Annotated in this window: 13 protein-coding genes; 7 read left to right on the plus strand and 6 right to left on the minus strand. The window is 44.7% G+C overall.

Going from position 1 to position 19929, the window contains the following annotated elements; all coding sequences use genetic code 11:
- The 3 genes from K339_RS0106150 to K339_RS0106165 form a co-directional block, all read right to left on the minus strand.
- Positions 1-253 (minus strand): transposase (locus K339_RS0106150; protein ID WP_028522830.1); only part of this gene is annotated, 253 nt, incomplete at its 3' end.
- Between the two features lie 264 nt (positions 254-517).
- Complete coding sequence (locus tag K339_RS0106160) at positions 518-1675, minus strand: homogentisate 1,2-dioxygenase (protein WP_028522831.1); 1158 nt, start codon at positions 1673-1675, stop codon at positions 518-520.
- Position 1676: 1 nt separating this feature from the next.
- Positions 1677-2117 (minus strand): MarR family winged helix-turn-helix transcriptional regulator, encoded by a 441-nt coding sequence (locus tag K339_RS0106165; protein WP_028522832.1) that lies wholly within the window; start codon positions 2115-2117, stop codon positions 1677-1679.
- Positions 2118-2268: 151 nt separating this feature from the next.
- On the opposite strand from K339_RS0106165, the gene K339_RS0106170 reads away from it, so the two are divergent.
- The 5 genes from K339_RS0106170 (at position 2269) to K339_RS0106190 (ending at position 7857) form a co-directional block, all read left to right on the plus strand.
- Positions 2269-3003, plus strand: coding sequence for a hypothetical protein (locus K339_RS0106170; protein ID WP_028522833.1), 735 nt, complete (start codon positions 2269-2271; stop codon positions 3001-3003).
- Between the two features lie 78 nt (positions 3004-3081).
- Positions 3082-3588, plus strand: coding sequence for a DUF2911 domain-containing protein (locus K339_RS0106175; RefSeq protein ID WP_028522834.1), 507 nt, complete (start codon positions 3082-3084; stop codon positions 3586-3588).
- A gap of 128 nt (positions 3589-3716) precedes the next feature.
- Entirely contained in the window at positions 3717-4679 is a 963-nt protein-coding gene (locus K339_RS0106180; RefSeq protein WP_169731818.1) for an alpha/beta hydrolase, read from the plus strand.
- A 107-nt stretch (positions 4680-4786) separates the two neighbouring features.
- Entirely contained in the window at positions 4787-5722 is a 936-nt protein-coding gene (locus K339_RS0106185; RefSeq protein WP_037299388.1) for a sugar phosphate isomerase/epimerase family protein, read from the plus strand.
- A 77-nt stretch (positions 5723-5799) separates the two neighbouring features.
- A complete protein-coding gene (locus tag K339_RS0106190) occupies positions 5800-7857 on the plus strand; it encodes a BatA domain-containing protein (protein ID WP_028522837.1) in 2058 nt (685 codons plus the stop codon).
- Positions 7858-8393: 536 nt separating this feature from the next.
- On the opposite strand, the gene purL is transcribed toward K339_RS0106190, so the two are convergent.
- Positions 8394-10643, minus strand: a complete 2250-nt coding sequence (gene purL, locus K339_RS0106200) for a phosphoribosylformylglycinamidine synthase subunit PurL (protein WP_028522839.1) — start codon at positions 10641-10643, stop codon at positions 8394-8396.
- A gap of 522 nt (positions 10644-11165) precedes the next feature.
- Here purL and gltB point away from each other — a divergent pair.
- Both gltB and K339_RS0106215 read left to right on the plus strand, forming a co-directional pair.
- Positions 11166-15743: a glutamate synthase large subunit gene (gltB, locus tag K339_RS0106210; RefSeq protein WP_028522840.1), complete on the plus strand. Its 4578-nt coding sequence runs from the start codon at positions 11166-11168 to the stop codon at positions 15741-15743.
- Positions 15744-15882: 139 nt separating this feature from the next.
- Complete coding sequence (locus tag K339_RS0106215) at positions 15883-17418, plus strand: glutamate synthase subunit beta (RefSeq protein WP_028522841.1); 1536 nt, start codon at positions 15883-15885, stop codon at positions 17416-17418.
- 124 nt (positions 17419-17542) lie between these two features.
- Here K339_RS0106215 and K339_RS0106220 read toward each other — a convergent pair whose 3' ends face one another.
- Positions 17543-18325: a DUF4397 domain-containing protein gene (locus K339_RS0106220; protein ID WP_037299392.1), complete on the minus strand. Its 783-nt coding sequence runs from the start codon at positions 18323-18325 to the stop codon at positions 17543-17545.
- Positions 18326-18368: 43 nt separating this feature from the next.
- Positions 18369-19925: a SusD/RagB family nutrient-binding outer membrane lipoprotein gene (locus K339_RS0106225; protein WP_028522843.1), complete on the minus strand. Its 1557-nt coding sequence runs from the start codon at positions 19923-19925 to the stop codon at positions 18369-18371.
- Positions 19926-19929: the final 4 nt, after the last annotated feature.

Here is a 19929-nt window from a genome sequence, read left to right on the forward strand (position 1 = left end):
ATTCTTTTTCAGCGATTATCTCTTTATAAGCTTGAATCTCTCGCTGAAGGCGAAGAATCTCTTTGTCTTTATCAGAGTTACTAACGCTGGATGGGCTTGAAAAACCTCCTTTTTCGTACTGGGAAACCCAGTTATAAATGTTTGCACTCGAGACGTTAAACTCCTTAGATGTCTTAGCAGCTCCGTGTTCTTTGTAGTAATTCACTATGGTCAGTTTTTCCTCCTGGCTCCATGATTTTTGATGCTTTCCCATTGAATCACAAATTTAAAAGTTATACCCTAATTTGTGTCCAACTTTTTAGCGGGCTAGATTCAATCCTAATTAACTTCCACGTTCTAAACATTTTCAACAATGGTCAAAAAACATTTGTGAACGAATACTTTCGTGCATTGCCTGATTCGTAGAGAATAACTTCTATGGTTTCTATTGTGCCCAATTCTATGTATCTATGTGGTAAGAAAAAATTTAAACACATAGATACATAGGATTTACACATAGGGTCACATAGCCCAAAAATTACTCAATCCAACTCTGATAATACTTCCCATCATCGAGTTTTAACGCCTCATCCGTGAGGGCCAATGGACGGAAAGTATCAATCATGACGGCCAATTCTTCCGTAGAGGTTTTGCCAATACTCCGCTCATAAGCTCCAGGCGCTGGCCCGTGCGGAATACCCCCAGGGTGAAGCGTCAAATGCCCCTTTTCGATATTGTTCCGACTCATAAAATCCCCGTCCACGTAATATAAAAGCTCATCGGAGTCGATGTTGGAATGGTTGTAGGGGGCAGGAATGCCCTCAGGATGATAGTCGTACAACCGTGGGCAGAACGAACAAACCACAAACGCCTTCGTCTCAAACGTTTGATGCACTGGCGGGGGCTGGTGGATGCGTCCCGTAATGGGTTCAAAATTATGAATCGAAAACCCGTAAGGGAAATTATACCCATCCCAACCGACCACGTCAAAAGGGTGGGTAGGGTAGAGGAGCTCGTACAAAACGCCCTGTTTTTTTATTTTAATGACAAAATCCCCCTTTTCATCGTGCGTTTCGAGGTCTTGGGGGAGTTTGTAATCACGTTCGCAGAAAGGAGAATGTTCGAGTAACTGTCCAAACCAATTTCGGTACCGTTTGGGTGTATAAATGGGATGAAACGACTCCGCAAAAAGCAGCCTATTGTTGTCTCCGTCGAAATCAATTTGATAAATCATCCCCCGAGGAATGACCAAATAATCGCCATACTCAAATGGAATATTTCCGAGTTGCGTCCTTAAAGTCCCCGTGCCTTGATGAACAAAAATGAGTTCGTCAGCATCGGCGTTTTTGTAAAAATAGGAACGCAGCGACTGACGAGGGGCTGCCAATCCAATATGAATATCGCTATTGGCCAATATTACTTTTCTGCTCGCTAAAAAATCGTCTTCCGCAGGGAGGTCAAACCCCTTCAATAAACGAGGTTTAATACTTTTAGCGACGCTAATGTTGGGGCTAACATCCGTTTCGGAAAGTACTTCACGAATCATCGTTGGGCGATGGACGTGGTACATCAAAGACGACATTCCATCAAAACCGATGGTGCCGAAAAGCTGTTCGTAATGCAACCCGCCCTCGTCCTTACGAAACTGCGTATGGCGCTTGGGGGGAATATTTCCGAGTTTGTGATAAATAGGCATGTTATGATGAAGTTGGAATACAGTTCTGAACAATCATTTCCAGCATTTCTTGGGCTGCTGAAACCGACGCTGGCTCAATTCCTTCAAGGGCTTTTTGGCGAATTTTGGGCACTAATTCCGTCAATTTTTCGATGGTTTCAAGCCCTTTTTCGGTAATGGTGAGTTGAAACATCCGCCGATTGGTAGGATGAATATCACGCAGCAAAAAACCATTTTGAACCAACAATTCAATGATTCGAGTAACGGATGCTTTATCTTTAAATACTTTCTCCGCTATATCGTTTTGGGTACAATCGGGATATTCGGCGACTGTATTTAAAATCAACCATTGGTCAAGAGTAATATCAAACCCGTTGATTTTGAATTGGTTTTGAAAAAACTGACGATATATTTTGACGGTTTTTTCTAAATTGTAGAAAAATGAGGTCGTTAATTTTTTCATTGATTTTAAATTGTTGTGACAAATATATTTAAAATCAATAGTTGATATATCAATTATTGGCAAAAATATTTTAAAAATTTGCTTCAAAATTTTTCTTTGAATGAATTGTGTTATTTTTAGGTTCATTAGCAAACAATTTAGCCATAAGACGATGAAAAAGATGTTTATCAGCCTGCTTTTCATTGGGTATTGTTTACACGCTTTCACCCAAGATAAAAAAGCGTACAGCTACTTTTTGCCTGAAACCAAAATGACCGATCAAGATGCACGTATCGAAGTGAACCAAAAAGGAGATACCGTTTTGGTAGCTTTCTATCGAGCATTAGAGGCAGTTAATAAGACCAATAATACCTTTACAAAGGTGTATAAAGGAACACCCTTCTTTAAAAACGGTTGGTTCAAGGGGAAAACGGTTGAGAAAAATGGGCACGAGGCCGAGTATTTGATGGCTTATAACCAACAAAAAGGCGTGCTTCACGTCATGGCTAATCCACTTTTGGAGGCGGTTACGATGAAGCCAACCGAGTTTGTGCTTCAAAACCACCGTTTTGTACTACTCAAAAATCAATACTACGAGCCTATTTATGAGGGGAAAACGATGATTTTGAAAGAACACCAATGTTTGCTACATTCAAAAAGTAGTGCCCAAAACACGGGTTATGAGGCATCGGGGAGTGAGAGCGAATATGAAGGAGAATTTATCAAAACGACGAAATATTACTGGTACGAAGATGGTAAACTTTCGGGCATTCCAACAGGAAAACGCTTTTTTAAACTGTTTGGAAATCAGGCAAAAGAAATGGAAATGTTTGCCAAAGAACGCCAACTTACGCCGACTACCGAAAAGGGCATGATTGAAATCGTTAAAAATTTTAACCCACTTTGACAACTTTCTCACAGAAGTTCCGTTTCTTAGTAGTTCAACCTAATCATTTATTCTTACAAATATTCTTACAAACAACAAATGAAAAATTTATTCGCAACTCTGTTTTGTATGCTTGTTGCATTGACATTTGCCTACAGCCAAAATCCTCCAGCGAGCCCACGCGTAACCGCTGAAAATGGTAACATCAAAATCGTATATGGCCAACCCTCTAAAAAAGGTCGCGTGATTTTTGGGGCTGAAGGAAGCCAAAGCTTAGAAAAGTACGGTAAAGTATGGCGTACAGGTGCCAACGAAGCGACCGTTATTACGTTCAAAAAAGACGGAAAGTTAGGTGGCAAAGACGTGAAAGCAGGAGATTATGCTTTCTTTACAATTCCTGGTGAGAAAGAATGGGTAATCATTTTGAACAGTGAAGTAAAACAATGGGGTGCTTACAACTACAAGCAAGACAAAGACGTACTTCGCGTGACCGTACCTGCTACCACCTCAGCAAGTCCAGTTGAAAAACTTACCATCGAAGCCAAAGACAACGCAATTGTATTGGGATGGGACACCGCAGGTTTCTCGGTTCCAGTGAAATTCTAATAACGCTAATAATACATTTAGAAGCCCAGCCATTTGGTTGGGCTTTTTTTGTGTTTTAATGCAGTATGGTATTGATAATTAAGCCTTTGTCCAGTATCGTCAAAAACAAACCTTCCTTAACTTTACCAATGATGAAACGATTTTTATATGCTTTCTTATTTCTAGTCTTGATAGTTTGCTTGGCAGGATTATCCTTGGCGTATTGGCCAAACAAATGGCGTATTGATAATAAAGGTATTACCCCAGAACAAGCTACGTCTTTACGTCAAAACTACGAAGGATCACATCATTTGATGAAAACTTCGGATGGTGAAACCCTCTTCCTACGTCGATGGAATCCCGATTCATTAACTCCTGCTAGAAAGGACATTGCCGTACTTATTTTTCACGGTTTTACGGCCTATAGTGGTCCTTACAGCATGGCGGCCATTCCATTTTCGAAGGGCGGCTATACCACATTTGGCCTTGATTACCGAGGCCACGGGCTCTCGGGTGGAAACCGTGGCGATAGCCCAAACAAAGAGAGATGGATTGCCGACTTGGCGGAAGCAATCGTTTACCTCAAGAAATTGGGATTCTCAAAAGTGGTAGTGATGGGACATAGCTTAGGGGTGGCTTCAACGATTTGCGCGGCCAATGCTGTTCCTAACGAAGTGGCAGGGTTGGTACTTCTTTCGGGTGCATACGAGAGTCGGCCTGGGCTGAACAAGCCAATGAACCCGTTTGTAAAAGCCAAAATCATCGCAAGTGCGGTCTTTCGCCCTTCGTTCCAGTCGGTGGAGTATTATCGGGAAGGGATGACTGTTACGCCTGATACGTTGTTTACTTTTCATTATACCCCAAGATTTGTGACAATGTTGGATGTAAAACAACTTCGGCTTCCTGCGCAGTTGAATATACCCGTTTTGGTGGGAGTAGGGGACAAAGACGAATTATTTGCAATTGATAAGGTCAAAGAGTTTTATAATTTAGTGCCAGGCAACAAGAAAGAATTTTACGTAATGAAAGACGCCACCCACGCCAAAATCCCCGTAGAAAGCTGGGAGGGAATTGCGAAATGGCTTGACAAAACGTATGTGTTACAGCAATAAATTGCCTTCTAAATCATCTTCGAGTACTACTATCTCAAAAGAAAGTTTTCAAGACAACAATAAATTTGGGTCGTTTTTGGCTTTTAAGCAGATAAACCCATGTTTTTATGCAAATTACCCGTCGTCAGACTTTGTCTTTACTCACCGCTACCACAGGAATGAGTATGTTGCCAGAAACCTCGCAAGCCGTTGAGCCTGCCAAATCAGCCTCTTTTGTGCCTTGCCTCAATATGAGCACCATTCGAGGGCAAAAATTAGGATACGTCAAAGAACTAGAAACGGCTTCTAAAGCAGGGTTTCGTTCGGTTGAAATTTGGATGGATACCCTCCAAGAATTTATAAAAAATGGGAATACCCCCGCTCAAGCCCGAAAAGTGGCAGCGGATTTTGGTATAAAGCTCGAAAATGCCATCGGTTTTGCGGCTTGGATTGTTGACGATGAATCAGCAAGAGCCAAAGGCGTGGATCAACTCAAACGGGAAATGGAGCTGTTGGCAGAAGTTGGCTGTATGCGCGTAGCGACCCCGCCAGTTGGAGCACAAGCCCCTCAAGCCCCTCGCATCGACCTTCAAAAAGCGGCCGACCGTTACCGTACTATTCTTGAAATAAGCGACCAAACCAAAGTAATTCCGCAATTGGAACTGTGGGGCTTTTCCAAAAACCTCAATAAACTCAGTGAAGTAATGTACGTGGCGGTGGAGAGTGGCCACCCGTCGGCGCGGTTGCTATTGGATGTATATCATTTGTTCAAAGGCGGCTCAAGCCTAGATACCCTCAAGTTGGTGGGTAAACCTGGCGTTGAAATATTCCACATCAATGATTATCCTGCAAATTTTCCGAAAGAAACCATCGTAGATGCTGACCGCGTGTATCCAGGTGATGGAATTGCGCCCATTGGCCAAATTTTGAAGACCATCAAAAACCCAGAGCGGCCCATTGTGCTTTCGTTGGAGGTATTCAATAAGACCTATTATGCCCAAGATGCCCTTGAAGTTGCCAAAATGGGCTTGGCAAAAATCAATAAAGTCATCGCGGGGATTTGATTTTCGTACAGAATCTAAACGCTTTGCACGATATTTGCGTTTAGAGTTCTAACGACTACCGATAACACCAAACCTGAATGCAATTTCTTTTTCCGACCTTTTTGTGGAGTTTACTGGCAGTGGGGATTCCAATTGCCATTCACTTGTTCAATTTTCGCCGCACCCGCCGTATTTACTTTTCCAACGTCTCGTTGTTGAAAAACGTAGAGATGGAAACAAGTTCGTTTCGACGTTTGAAACAGTACTTGATATTGGCAACCCGGGTACTTGCCATTGCGGCCTTGGCGTTGGCATTTGCCCAGCCCTATCTTCCAAGCGAAAACAAATCTGGAACCAATGCCCAAAGCGTGACGAGTGTTTATTTGGACAATTCGTTCTCGATGCAAAACGAAGATAATAACCAACGTTTTTTTGACATTGCCACAGGAAAGCTCGATCAATTGTTGACGCTGTTCAGGAATGCCACCCGTTTGCAGTTGATTACCAATGACTTTGATGCCCAAGAGCAACAGCTCACAACGACCGACCGCATCAAAGACCGCTTGACTACCCTCAAGCTTTCACACACGCCACGGTCGCTACCAAGTATTTACAAACGTCAGGTGAATTTGATGTCGCGGTACGCAGGAAGTGGTAAAAATCAGTTTTTTTGGTTTTCCGACTTTCAAAAAAGTACCGTTGGTGACGTAGCAAGCCTTAAAGTTGATTCTACCAATCGGTTGTTTATTGTGCCTGTGCAAGCCGTTGCGAATCAAAATGTGTATGTTGATTCGGTGTGGTTGAATACACCTTTTGTACGGGAATTTCAGAACAATATCTTGTACGTTCGGGTCAGTAACTCAGGGAATGATGACGTTCAAAATATGGTTGTCAAATTGTTTTTGGACGATGTTCAGGTTTCGACCGCGCCCGTCAACCTTTCTCCCAAAGGGTCGGCGACGGCTTCTTTCAATTTTAATGTTCGCGGGAAAGGTTTCAAACGGGGTCGAGTTGTATTTGACGATTTGCCCATTACGTTTGACAACGAATACTTTTTTGTGCTAAACGCTTCGCCCGTCATCCGCGTCTTGCATTTGTACGGACAAGCAAACCCCAACCGTTCGATTGAAAATGTGTTTGCTAACGACAGCCTGTTTGCCATGCGTAGCCTCAACGCTAATAATGCCGACATTGGCTTATTGAAGCAGACCGATTTGGTCGTTATAGAAAGTGTAGAACGGGTAGAAGGAGCGATGCGCACCGAATTAGAAAATTTCGTCCGTAAAGGAGGAAGCATTTTGGTTGTTCCCCCATCAAACCCCGATATAGCTTCTTACGGAGGGTTTTTAAGCGCCCTTGGTGTAAATTCATTGAGTGAACGCACTTCTAACGAACCCATTCCATTGACCAACCCTGAGCGGAAAAGTCCGTTTTTTAGTGATGTTTTTGAGCAATCCATTCGCCAAGAGAACCTTGAATTACCAGTTTCAAAGCCCGTTTGGCAATGGCAAGCAGGTGGGGCAAAGTTGTTGAGTTTGCGGAGTGGGGACGTTTTCTTGAGTCAGTCGGCGGTTCAGCGGGGCAAGGTTTATGTCTTGGCAAATCCGCTTACGGAAGCTTTTGGAAGCTTTGCTCAAAATGCACTTTTTGTGCCAGTGATGTACAAAATTGCCGCGCAAAGCGTACGTGAACAGCGGACAGCCTATTCGTTTGATGAAAATAATATCGCACTGACTGTGCCAGATTTGCCACAAAATACGATTTTTAAACTCAAAAAAGGTAAAATAGAGTTGATTCCAGTTCAACGCTTGAATGGAAATCAATTGACGCTCGAATTACCGAAAAGCAACCAATTAACCACCGAACAAGACATGGAGTCGGGCTATTATGAGTTGCAAAAAGACGGACAAACCGTTCAATTGCTGGCCCTGAATCACGACAATCAAGAATCGCAATTAGATTATTACACGCCCGATGAACTTCGGAAACTATTCGCCAATCAGCCCAACGTACAAGTGTTTGATCACGTGGCAGACGGTGATTTTGTGAAAGAGTTTCAAAAACAAAACATTGGTGTCAGCCTTTGGAAATATTTCTTGTGGGCGGCGTTGGCGTTTTTGCTTTTAGAAATCTTAGTCATTCGTTTGATAAAATAAAGGGGTTTCCGTACCGCTGGTTTTGAGAAACCAGCAACACCTGTGCCGCTGGTTTCTCAAAACCAGCGCAAGCGCAGAGTGTGCAAAAGGTTTCTCGAAAATGTGCTACTGGTTTCTCAAAACCAGTTCAAACGCAGAGTGTGCAAAAGGTTTCTCGAAAATGTGCTACTGGTTTCTCAAAACCAGTTCAAACGCAGAGTGTGCAAAAGGTTTCTCAAAACCTTGCCCAAGAATGAAACGCAAGTTTTTTTTGCCCCAATTTGAGGAAAAGTTTTCCCGTTTTGTAAAATATACGTTTGGTTCAAATTTTTGATAACTTGCAACAAACGACTCTAAACTTTATAGACATGAATGACTTAATACGGGGATTATTAGCAGGCTACGGCGCAAAAAAATTAGGAGGAGGCTGTGTAAGCACAGTTGTTATATTTTTAGTCCTTTGGTATGTTTTAGGACAATGTAGCTAAACGACTAAATACAAAAAACGCCGTCAATTTTCACTGACGGCGTTTTTTATTGGTATAAACTCTACCAGACTAACTCATGATTTTACCCAATGAGTTGTCGTATAAATCTTTAGCTTCGGCTCCTGAAATAACCGTTTGCTTATCCACCACAAAACCTTCTTTCGTTACTTTACCAAGCAACGCGTGCGTGATTTTAAGGTCAGCACCAAGCACTTTTTGGAATTCAGCTTGCTTGTCAGGGCTTACACTTACCAACACGCGGCTTTGTGCCTCGCCAAACAAGAATGCATCGGCGCGGTACGGGCTTTGGGTTGCAACTTCAAAACCAAATCCGCGAGGTAATGCCGACTCAGCCAAAGCGACCATCAAACCACCGTCTGAAACATCGTGAACTGACTCAACCAATTGATTAGAAATCAATTGTGCTACTGCTTGTTGTAATTCAAATTCCTCGTCGAGGTCGAACGCAGGAGCAGGAGAGGCTTTTACACCACGGTATGAGTACAAGTATTCCGACGAAGCGATGTCGTTTTTAGGTTGACCTACCAAGAAAATCAAATCACCTTCGTTTTTGAAATCAAGTGTCATTTGGCTTTCAGGTTTTTCCATCAAACCAATCATGCCAATCGTTGGGGTTGGGAACACTGGGCCGTCGTCCGATGATTGGTTGTAGAAACTCACGTTACCACCCGTCACAGGTGTACTAAATTTGCGACAGGCTTCACCCATTCCTTTAACGGCATGAACAAATTGCCAATAAACTTCAGGAACGTACGGGTTGCCAAAGTTGAGGTTGTTGGTAATCGCCAATGGTTCAGCACCTGTACAAACGAGGTTACGAGCCGCTTCCGAAACGGCAATTTGTGCACCAATAAACGGATCTGCATTGACGTAACGAGCGTTACAGTCAACCGTCATGGCAATGCCTTTTTGGTAGTTCGGGCGTTCTACGTCGCGAATACGAACCACTGCCGAGTCCGAAGGACGGTTGGTCGAGCGGTTGGCCGTGCCTACCATCGAGTCGTATTGCTCATACACCCACTTCTTAGAAGCGATGTTTGGATGCGACAGAAGGTGACGCGTTACAGCCGCAATTTCAGCTGCTGAATTTACGTCAGCTACCGAATTAATATCGAATTTCTTAAATTCTTGGAAATAAGCAGGCTCGCGGTATTCGCGGTGATTTTGTGGTGCGCCGCCACCTAGCACAAGGTCGTGAGCAGGAACATCGGCAATCAATTCGCCGTGTTGGAAGAAATGCAAACGTCCGCCTTCAACCACTTCGCCGATTTGAGCGCAATGCAAATCCCATTTATCAAAAATATCTTTGATGACATCTTCTTTGCCTTTTTCAACCACCACCAACATACGTTCTTGTGATTCAGAAAGCAAAATTTCCCAACCTTTCATGTTGGCTTGGCGCGTTGGTACTTTATCGAGGTCGATAATCATTCCGTGTTCGCCTTTGGCACTCATTTCAGAGGTTGAGCAGATGATACCCGCTGCCCCCATGTCTTGAATCCCCACAACATAACCCGTACGAATGATTTCAAGCGAGGCTTCCAGAAGCAATTTTTCCATGAAAGGGTCACCCACCTGAACGGCTGGCAACTTTTCAGTTGACTTTTCAGAAATATCTTCCGAAGCAAAACTTGCCCCACCGATACCGTCTTTGCCCGTGGCCGAACCTACAATAAATACGGGATTCCCAACGCCGTAACTGATGGCGCGAGCTACTTCACCCGCTTTTACAATCCCTGCCGAAAACGCATTGACAAGCGGGTTGGTGTTATAACAATCATCAAAGAAAACTTCACCACCTACCGTCGGGATACCGAACGCATTACCATAGTCGCCGATTCCTTTTACTACCCCTTTCACTAGCCATTTTGTTTTGGCCAATTCGGGATTTCCGAAGCGGAGAGAGTTTAATTGAGCAATGGGACGCGCACCCATTGTAAAAATATCACGGTTGATACCGCCTACACCCGTTGCCGCACCTTGGTAAGGTTCAAGGGCTGAAGGGTGATTGTGAGATTCAATTTTAAAGCTACACGCAAGGCCGTCGCCAATGTCAACCAGACCAGCGTTTTCTTCACCTGCTTTGGCAAGCATACGCTCTGAGTCACGGGGGAGGGTTTTAAGCCAAACGATTGAGTTTTTGTACGAGCAGTGCTCCGACCACATCACCGAGAATATGCTCAACTCAGTGAAGTTGGGCGTGCGGCCTAGTATTTGTTTGATTTGTTCAAATTCTTCGGGAAGAATACCTAGTTTTTTGGCGGTTTCGACGGTTGGTAGTTGTTCTACGTGTTCCACGAGCGGAGGAGTTGGGGGATTGGTGATTTGTACTAAAGGCGCAAAGTTAACTTTGACGGCACCTATTTTCTAACATTATTTTATATTTTCTTCCTTGCGTGCCTATTTGAACGTCTTTTTTCAGGAAATACTCACTTCATTTTACAAAGAATACTCATGTAAACTGGTCGAAAAAGTCGAAAAACTGGGCTTGATTGCAAAAATGTAAAAACAGAGTCTCGATAGGCAACTCTAATTGATGAATTGTTAATGAAAATGAGTTTTTTTTGAAAAATATCTTATGAAACTAGATATTATTGCGAAAATATGAAATATTAATCTTTGGTGTTATGAAATTGTAAAATTCCAAGATAATTTGATATATTCTCAATATTTTAAAAATACAGGTACAATATTTGGCAAAAAGGTTGTTGTACCAAATAAATTTTTGTGTAACTTGCGTGAGATTAAAGTTCCGTAGAAGTACTTAGGCAACAAAGTGACGAATCGGAAGTCAACCAACCCCCAATATACAACAAAACCATGTTAGAATCTGCCCAACAGGGGTTATATCGCCCCGAGTTTGAACATGACGCATGCGGTATTGGTTTCCGCGCCAATATGAAGGGTCGCAAGTCTCACCAGATGGTCGCTGATGCGATTACGATGCTCGAACGTATGGATCACCGCGGTGCTTGCGGTTGCGATCCTAACACGGGTGACGGTGCTGGAATTCTTATTCAAATCCCTCATGAGTTTTTTGTGGAAGAGTGTACCAAATTAGCCATTACCCTCCCTGCTGCGGGTGAGTACGGTGTTGGTATGATTTTCTTCCCTAAAGATGAAAAGCTTCGCAGTGAATGCCGCGATATACTCAACCGAAAAATCAAAATGTTGGGTATGGAATTGCTAGGCTACCGCCTCGTTCCAACACTCAATGATGTTTTGGGGGAAGGCTCCTTGTCGGTAGAACCACAAGTAGAACAACTATTCATCAAACGTCCTGATTCGGTTACGGATGAACTGGGTTTTGAGCGTAAACTGTTTGTACTTCGTCAATACGCCACTCGTATAATTAACGATACTGTAGTGGGTGCCAAAGCACATTTTTATTTCTCGTCGCTTTCGTGCCGCACTATCTCCTATAAAGGTCAGTTGACAACAGGTCAATTGAACTATTACTTCCCAGACTTGCACAGTGAATCGGTCGTTTCGGCCTTTGCCATTATTCACTCGCGCTTTTCTACCAATACTTTTCCTTCTTGGAAACTGGCACAGCCCTTCCGTTACGTGGCTCACAACGGTGAAATTAATACCGTACGTGGAAACGTCAACTGGATTCGTGCTGGCGAGAAGTCGTTCTGGACAGAGCACTTCACCAAAGAAGAAATGGATATGTTGTTGCCAATCTGTGATTTAACCAACTCAGATACGGCCAACTTAGACAACGCCATCGAACTTCTGTACTTGTCGGGCCGCTCATTGCCGCACGTAATGATGATGGTGGTACCAGAGGCTTGGGACGGAAACGAGGCCATGGATCCAGAACGTAAGGCTTTCTACGAATACCACGCGGCGATTCAAGAACCTTGGGATGGGCCAGCGTCGATTTCATTTACGGATGGTAAAATCATCGGTGCTACCCTCGACCGTAACGGTTTGCGTCCTTCGCGTTATTGGGTGTTGGACGACGATACCATTATTATGGCCTCGGAAGCAGGGGTACTCGACATCGACCCTGCGCGCGTAGTAACCAAAGGTCGTTTGCAGTCGGGTAAAATGTTTGTGGTGGATATGGAGCAAGGCCGTATCATTCCCGACGAAGAGCTCAAAGCCGATATTTGTTCACGTCAGCCGTATCAAAAATGGTTGGATGAAAATAAAATCAAAATTTCTGACCTCGAACCTTCACAACGTCCGTTTGCTCCGTATGACGATAAACTTTTACTAAAACGTCAAATCGCGTTTGGCTTTACTTCAGAAGACCTACGGATGGTGATTGGGCCGATGGCCGAGACTGGCTATGAGGCGATTGGTTCGATGGGAGTCGATGTACCATTAGCAGTATTATCGGATCAAAGTCAGCACCTTGCTAATTACTTTAAGCAACTTTTTGCGCAAGTAACCAACCCGCCGATTGACTCTATTCGGGAGCGTTCGATTATGTCATTGATTTCGTTTGTAGGTTCTACCGAAAATCTATTGACTGAATCGCCGCTGCATTGTCGTCAGATTGAATTAGAACAACCTGTTTTGACCATCGAAGAATTTGATAAACTTCGTTGGGTAGATAAAGACCATTTCCAAGCCAAAACTATCAATACCTATTTCCGTGCCGACCAAGGTGGAAAAGGGCTGGCGCGTGCGTTGGAACGTATTTGTACTTACGCCGAAGATGCGATTGAAGATGGTTTTGAGATTATTATCCTATCTGACCGTGCCATTGACTCTGACCACGCACCGATTCCGTCGCTGTTGGCCATGTCAACCGTACACCATCACTTAATCCGTAAAGGGTTACGTGGTAAAGTAGGTATTCTTGTAGAAGCAGGGGATGTGTTTGAAACGCACCACGTAGCAACACTCATTGGTTATGGTGCTGCGGGGGTATGTCCGTACATGGCATTCCAAACCATTGCCTACATGAATCGCCAAAAGATGATTAATGGAGAGTTTGAAAATGCAAAACTCTACGCTAACTACATCAAGGCGATTGACAAAGAATTGCTCAAAATCTTCTCCAAAATGGGAATTTCGACGCTTCAGTCGTACCAAGGAGCGCAGATTTTTGAGTGTTTGGGTATCAACAAAGACGTGATTGACAAGTACTTTACTGGAACCATCTCGCGTATTGGCGGCATGGGTATTGAAGAAATCGCCCGTGAAGTATTGGTTCGCCATAAAGTAGCCTATCCAGAAACACCAATGGTAAATCCGCACCTAGAAGTGGGTGGTTTTTATCAGTGGAAACAACGCGGAGAAGCACACATTTTTAACCCGCAAACAATTCACCTTTTGCAACAATCGACTCGCACAGGTGGCGAACAGGGTTATCAGGTATTTAAGAAATTCTCGAAACTTATTGATGATCAGACCCAAAAAGCCCTTACGCTTCGCGGTTTGATGCGTTTCAAGAAAGGAAAAGCAATTTCAATCGACGAAGTAGAGCCTTTAGAAGAAATCTTCAAACGTTTTGCGACGGGAGCGATGTCATTTGGTTCAATTTCGTGGGAAGCACACACAACGCTTGCCATTGCCATGAACCGCATCGGGGGTAAATCAAACTCTGGTGAAGGAGGAGAAGATGAGATTCGTTATCAACCGCTTCCCAACGGTGACTTTATGTCGTCCGCTATTAAGCAAGTGGCATCGGGACGTTTTGGGGTGACGAGTCATTATTTATCAAATGCCCAAGAACTTCAGATTAAGATGGCCCAAGGGGCGAAACCAGGTGAAGGAGGGCAGTTACCAGGCCATAAAGTTGATGATTGGATTGGGCGTACGCGTCACTCTACGCCAGGTGTAGGTTTGATTTCGCCGCCACCTCACCACGATATTTATTCAATTGAGGACTTAGCGCAGTTGATTTATGACCTTAAAAACGCCAACCGTGCCGCACGTATCAGCGTGAAATTGGTATCAGAGGCGGGTGTAGGAACGGTTGCCACAGGGGTTGCCAAAGCGCACGCTGACCATATCCTTATTGCAGGTCACGATGGAGGAACGGGGGCGTCTCCGTTGAGCTCAGTTCGCCACGCAGGTCTTCCTTGGGAGCTTGGTTTGGCCGAAACGCACCAAACGTTGGTGAAAAATAAACTTCGCGGACGAGTGACTGTGCAGGCCGATGGCCAAATGCGTACAGGTCGTGACTTAGCCATTGCGGCGTTGTTAGGGGCCGAAGAATTTGGCGTAGCCACCGCTGCACTCGTTGCAACGGGCTGTATTATGATGCGTAAGTGCCACTTGAATACTTGTCCAGTAGGAGTTGCAACACAACGCAAAGAATTGCGTGCACTTTTCACTGGAAAACCAGAACACGTAGTGAACATGTTTACGTACATGGCACAGGAGTTGCGCGAAATTATGGCGCAGTTGGGCTTCCGTACCATCAACGAAATGGTGGGACAAGCACAATACCTCGAAATGCGTGATGATATTAAACACTGGAAATACAAAGCATTGAATTTCAATGCGATGTTGTTCAAAGAGCCAGTAAGCCTTGATGTTGCGCAATTTAAACAAGAGGAACAAGACCACGGAATTGCAGAAGTAATCGACTGGCAATTGATGGAAGCCGCCAAACCAGCCCTCGAAAAAGGAGAAGAGGTTTACGGAGAATATCCTATCAATAACCTCAACCGTTCGGTAGGAAATATGCTTTCCAACGAAATATCAAAAGTATATGGCGGCGTTGGGTTACCAAACGGAACCATTCACTTCAAATTCAGAGGAACGGCAGGACAGAGTTTTGGGGCTTTTAATACCTCAGGAGTACGTCTTGAGCTAGAAGGCGATGCCAACGATTATTTTGGAAAAGGACTTTGTGGAGCTGAACTCGTGGTTTATCCAGACCGTGAAGCAACGTTCATTCCAGAAGAAAATATCATCATCGGTAACGTAGCTTTTTACGGAGCAACTTCGGGAGAAGCGTATATTCGCGGAACTGCTGGAGAGCGTTTCTGTGTACGTAACTCTGGAGCAAAAGTAGTCGTAGAAGGGGTAGGAGATCACGGTCTTGAGTACATGACAGGTGGTGTTGCGATTATCCTCGGAGAAGTTGGACGAAACTTCGCCGCGGGTATGTCGGGTGGAGTTGCTTATGTTTGGGATAAAAACGCCGACTTTGCGCCGAAAGTAAATCCTGAAATGGTAAGTGTAGATGCCTTGACCGACGAAGATAAAACGATTGTGAAAGGTTTTGTAGAGAAACATTTCCAATATACCACCAGTAATGTGGCATTTATGATGACCCAAGACTGGGATACGTACTTGAGTCAGTTTGTGAAGGTATTGCCAAACGACTTCAAGAAAGCCTTGGCAAGCCGTGGAATCAGTCTTTCGCAACAGATTGCTGATAAAAACGTCGTCTATCAAGACATCGTTGTTGATGTAGCCCAATAATTAGCCCATCCCTTAATATTCGGCCTTGCAGGCAGGTTTTCCTGCCTGTAGGGTTTTGAAAAACAAAGCAAATAAGCTAAGAAAAGCACATCTGGATTCATTTCTCAATCGCTCATTTAATCTTTTATTCAGTACTAAAATGGGAAAACCCACTGGATTCATTGAATTTGGCCGTGAGTTGCCAAGTAAGCGTAGTGTAGAAGAACGCCGCTTAGATTATAAAGAAATTGAATTGCTAGGGACAACGGATGATGCCAAAAAACAAGCAGCTCGCTGCATGGATTGCGGTATTCCCTTTTGCCATAATGGCTGTCCACTAGGAAATATTATCCCAGAATTTAACGACGCTGTTTACGAAGAAAACTGGGAATATGCTTACCAATTATTGACCAGTACCAACAACTTCCCAGAGTTCACGGGGCGTATCTGTCCTGCACCTTGCGAAGCATCGTGTGTGTTGGGTATCAACAAACCACCCGTTGCGATTGAGTACGTGGAGAAATCTATCATCGAAACGGCCTTTGCCAAAGGGTACGTTAAACCACGCATTCCTGCCAAACGCACAGGCAAGAAAGTAGCAGTCATTGGTTCAGGGCCAGCAGGTTTGGCGGCAGCAGCACAGCTAAACTACGCAGGGCACTTGGTGACGCTTTTTGAGCGTGCCGATGAGGTCGGAGGATTGCTTCGTTACGGTATCCCTGATTTTAAATTGGAAAAAACGGTCGTGGCACGCCGCGCAGCAGTGATGGCCGAAGAAGGCGTTGAGTTCAAAACGGGCGTAAACATTGGCGTGGATATTCAAGCGGAAGAGATTCTTCGTGAATTTGATGCTGTTGTCTTAGCCATTGGTTCAACCGAGCCTCGTGATATTCGCATTCCTGGTTGGGACAAATACATTGGAAAAGGTATTCACCCCGCGATGGAGTTTTTGAGCCAACAAAACAAACGAGTGTCTGATATTGCGCGCGTGGTTGACCACCGTGGCGATAAATATGTGAATGGTGAAATTTTGGCAACTGACAAACACGTCGTGGTAATCGGTGGGGGAGATACAGGTTCTGACTGCGTTGGAACGTCAAACCGCCACAAAGCGGCGACTATTACGCAAGTGGAAGTAATGCCAGCGCCAAAATACGACGATAAGTTACAACCGTTTTATAAAGTTCGTGACGAAAAAACCCCTTGGCCGCAGTGGCCATTGACCAAACGGACGTCAACCTCACACGAAGAAGGTTGTGACCGTTTTTGGGCGATTGCCGTGCAAGAATTTGTGGGTGATGGCGAAAAATTGACAGGGTTACGCATTGCCGACATTACGGGTGAACGTACGTTGGAAGACGGACGCAAAGCGCCTGTTACCGAAAACGAACGCGTAGTCAACTGCGATTTGGCGCTCATTGCGGCGGGTTTTGTGCATCCTCAGCAGTATTTAATCGAACAATTTGGTATCGAAACTGACATGCGTAAAAACATCAAAGCTTCGGAAGGTAATTATGTTACTTCGATAGACAAAGTCTTTGCCGCAGGTGACTGCCGTCGTGGACAATCGTTGGTTGTTTGGGCGATTTCAGAAGGTCGCGAAGCGGCTCGTAAAGTAGATGAGTTCTTGATGGGCGAGTCGATGCTGGAAGCCAAAGAGGTAGGAATGTTTAATCCTGTCTTCTCGCACGCTTAGTTTGTAATAAAAAAAGCCCGTAATCGGGCTTAAAAATAGACTCCTTCTTGATGCTTCAAGAAGGAGTTTTTTATTGGGTACTAACTAAAGTTGTTGAAGTGATATGCGACTTTTTGCAGCAAAATTATCGGTTGGCGATTGCGCCTATGGTCAATGCTTGCGTGCCAGTCCCGCCTACTCGACCACGTAAAACGATGGTGTAAAAACGCCCTTTGATGGGAGCAAGGGTAAAAGTAGTCGGAGCAAGGTTGGTGGTGGTACCATTCACCCGCACTTGAACGGGTAAGGCAGCACCGCCCGTTGGAGTAGGCGTGATGGCCACAAAATCAGAGGCTTTTTTGTAGCCAATGTTGGTCATGGCTGGCGCATAAGTGCCATTGTAACCTACGTCGTAGCCCGTCGTTGCATTAACAATCGTATTGACAACCCGAAAATAAGCTTTAGAAGTATCTGCTGGCGTAAGTTTGTCTTCTACCACCAATGGTTCTAGCGTAGCAGTAGCTGCAGAACCCACCGCAAAAACCGAGTAATATTTGTTGGCTTCTAGCGGAACAGTCCCTGTTAGAAGTGAAACTTGTTGGTTACTTCCACTGGCAGGAACCACTACCTCAACCTTGGCACTACCCGCATCAATTGTTGCGTAGTCGATGGCAGGATAAATGTTGCCGTACGTGATCACACCTGGCAAGGCAGGCGCGACGGTAAGAACCCCCGAAAACTGACGGTCGTTTACCAAAATACTCACACCTGGGCCGTCCGAAACCATGTGGTGGAATTTTACGCGTGCTCCCGAAGCAGGAGTAACAATCGTTAATTGATCGCTAGATTCTCCTACACACGCAAAAAGCCCAGCGGAAAGTACGCCTGCGAGCAAAATGCTTTTTGTTATGGATTGAAATTTCTTCATTGTTTGTTTCTTTTGGATTCGTAATCGGTTGAATGACCTACGATTAAGGTTGCATAAACCAAATTTCTTTGGTGTGATAATCAGCATTTAACGCGCCAATTTTGTCCAATGCTGCTCGGTTCCAAACGTATTCGGAGTTATAGCGTGGACGCAAACGATACGCCAATTTTCCGTTATTATCAGGGAACAAAGTAGAGCCTGTTGGCGCGACAAATCCTTTGAAAATATCAGGACTGTACTTGTAACGACGCATATCAACCCAGCTTTCCATGTGGCCATGCACAAACATTGAAATGTATTTTTGGGTCATAATGTCACTGAGTGTCAATGTTGCCGAAGTTTGGGCAACGGCACTACTTTTGAGGTAAGCAGCCCGTTCTGTATTAAAATTAGCGCGACCCGCCGCGTCGGTTGAAGACATAAGTGAAAACACCCAATCCAAGTGTGCATTGATGCCTTTGTTGTACGCATCGAAGGCCATGGCTTTGTCTCCTTTGGTAAAAGCTGCTTCGGCTTTCACAAACTGCATTTCCCAGTAAGTAATAAGTGGGTGGGCGGTGCCATTATCGAAAATAGATTTTCCAGTGGCAGGCGTGGTGGCAGTAGGCTGTGATTGTCCCCAGAAGTTGGCCACCCGATTGGTACGTCCTGCTACGTTGTTTGCATCACCAAAACCAACATTTACGCCTCTATACACTTTGTCGTCGCTTGCGGTTAGCATTGCAGCCATGCGTGGGTCGATGGCGCCAGGGTACAATGTACCATTGAATAAGTTGACCAAATAGTTACTTTGGCGAAACCCATTCATGTTGTTGCGAAGTGGACCCCAGAAGTTAGCGTCGGCAGTGTTGGTGCCACCGTGTGGGATATAAAAGTTGTCGGCATTGCTACTGAAGGAAGCATCGACAAACTTAATAACGGCGTCAGGATTGTACGTTTTTTTGTTGCTGATGTGATTGGCATTACGTGCCAAAATCGCATTCACAAACTTAATCCACTTCGTACGGTCGCCTTTGTAAACCAGGTCGCCACGGCCAAGGGAAGCGACAGATACACCACCATCGGTACGGGAAAGGTCGGCGAGGGCTTCCGTTCCAAGTCGAACTACCTCTTTATAAACATCTTCTTGCGAATCGTACTCAAATACGTAACGGTTTGGCTCCCAAGCTTGCTTTAAAATCATCTCACCGTTGGCGTCGGTGGTACTTTGCCAGCCCCAAGTGCGAAGAGCTTTGGCCACACCTAAGTAGTCCCACTGTTGTTTGGCGGTAGCATCCTCGATGACCAAGTCCACGTTTTTTCCAATTGACCAATAGTGAGAACGCCACATTTCGCCGCCGTTATCGCTTCCTGCGACGTAGCCGTGGCGATCCCAGGCATTTCCAGAGGCCGTTGCGAGCCAGTATTGACAATATTGCCCCGTAAAACGGCCGTCGAAGGTTTCGGCACGGGCCATTTGGCCAAGCATGGGAGGAAGCAACGCAAAACCTTCGGATACTTGGGGAAAACTAGGGTCAAAATTTACATCTAAGTATTTTTCACAACTTGTCAGTCCCACCCCTAGCAGGGTAACAAGTGATAGAAGTTTTATCTTTTTCATTTTA

It is taken from the genome of Runella limosa DSM 17973, from assembly GCF_000482465.1.
Taxonomy (GTDB): Bacteria; Bacteroidota; Bacteroidia; order Cytophagales; family Spirosomataceae; genus Runella; species Runella limosa.

What these genes read in the sequence shown, in the direction of transcription:
- K339_RS0106185 (WP_037299388.1), top strand. Translation starts at nt 4,787, where the DNA reads ATGCAAATTACCCGTCGTCAGACTTTGTCTTTACTCACCGCTACCACA.
- K339_RS0106215 (WP_028522841.1), top strand. Translation starts at nt 15,883, where the DNA reads ATGGGAAAACCCACTGGATTCATTGAATTTGGCCGTGAGTTGCCAAGT.
- gltB (WP_028522840.1), top strand. Translation starts at nt 11,166, where the DNA reads ATGTTAGAATCTGCCCAACAGGGGTTATATCGCCCCGAGTTTGAACAT.
- K339_RS0106170 (WP_028522833.1), top strand. Translation starts at nt 2,269, where the DNA reads ATGAAAAAGATGTTTATCAGCCTGCTTTTCATTGGGTATTGTTTACAC.
- K339_RS0106175 (WP_028522834.1), top strand. Translation starts at nt 3,082, where the DNA reads ATGAAAAATTTATTCGCAACTCTGTTTTGTATGCTTGTTGCATTGACA.
- K339_RS0106165 (WP_028522832.1), bottom strand. Translation starts at nt 2,117, where the DNA reads ATGAAAAAATTAACGACCTCATTTTTCTACAATTTAGAAAAAACCGTC.
- K339_RS0106160 (WP_028522831.1), bottom strand. Translation starts at nt 1,675, where the DNA reads ATGCCTATTTATCACAAACTCGGAAATATTCCCCCCAAGCGCCATACG.
- K339_RS0106180 (WP_169731818.1), top strand. Translation starts at nt 3,717, where the DNA reads ATGATGAAACGATTTTTATATGCTTTCTTATTTCTAGTCTTGATAGTT.
- K339_RS0106220 (WP_037299392.1), bottom strand. Translation starts at nt 18,325, where the DNA reads ATGAAGAAATTTCAATCCATAACAAAAAGCATTTTGCTCGCAGGCGTA.
- K339_RS0106190 (WP_028522837.1), top strand. Translation starts at nt 5,800, where the DNA reads ATGCAATTTCTTTTTCCGACCTTTTTGTGGAGTTTACTGGCAGTGGGG.
- K339_RS0106225 (WP_028522843.1), bottom strand. Translation starts at nt 19,925, where the DNA reads ATGAAAAAGATAAAACTTCTATCACTTGTTACCCTGCTAGGGGTGGGA.